The 820-nt window shown below is 70.4% G+C and carries 1 protein-coding gene and 1 pseudogene; both read left to right on the plus strand.

Features of this window, described 5'->3' with window-relative positions:
- Positions 1-448: pseudogene (locus J1M36_RS00860) on the plus strand (hypothetical protein); the annotation flags it as partial.
- A 134-nt stretch (positions 449-582) separates the two neighbouring features.
- A partial coding sequence (locus J1M36_RS00865; protein WP_206478334.1) for a hypothetical protein occupies positions 583-820 on the plus strand: 238 nt, incomplete at its 3' end.

Below are 820 nucleotides of genomic sequence, written 5' to 3' on the forward strand. Positions count from 1 at the left end.
CTCCCGGAACGCAGCTGCCCCCGCCGTGCCGTTCGGGAAGGGCTCGTACGACGACTCCCCCGCAGCCTCCCGGAACGAGAACGTCCCCTCCGCTGTCACGGACCACCAGCCTGCGGATTGCACGTCCGAGGATCCCGCGCCTGAGGACTCCGGGTCGGAGAACTCCGGTGAGGACGAACACGCGGCCACGGAGACCGAAGCGCGCGACACGACGTCGGATAGCGCGTTCGCCGTCGACGCCTCCGGCACGGCCACGGACGTGGCGGACGAGGACGAGCCCGCCGCGCAGGGCACCGACGAACCGGCCCGTTCCGGCGATGCGGACACCACGGACGAATCGGGATCGAGCGACCGTCCCGCCCCGGGCCCACGGGGTCGCACCCCCAAGGCCAAGCGGTCCTCCGTGCCGAGCTGGGACGACATCGTCTTCGGGGCCAACCGGTCCTGACGTCGGCGCTGCGCTCTCACGAGCGGTTGTGCGCGGGGAAGCCGGCACGCGGTAAAGTCACGTGAACGCACCGGGCCCGGGGAGAACACGGTCCGGTCGTGGACACGCACGGGCGATCTCGAGGGAATTTTTGCATGGGCAACTCCATCCAGGACGATTTATTCGGTGAGGACACTCAATCCCCCGAAGGCGCTGCGACTCCGGCCCGCTCGGGTGCCCGGCGGTACATGGCCCCCGTCACGCTCGGTGGTGCGGCCCTGCTCGTCCTGGTGGGTGTGGGGGCCGTGGCTTTCACCGGTTTGTCGGGTTCGTCCGACGACGACCCCGCGAACTTCGCGACCGAGTCCCCCACCGTGACCACCTCCCCCACGC

The organism is Kocuria sp. KRD140 (genome assembly GCF_017168375.1).
Taxonomy (GTDB): Bacteria; Actinomycetota; Actinomycetes; order Actinomycetales; family Micrococcaceae; genus Kocuria; species Kocuria marina.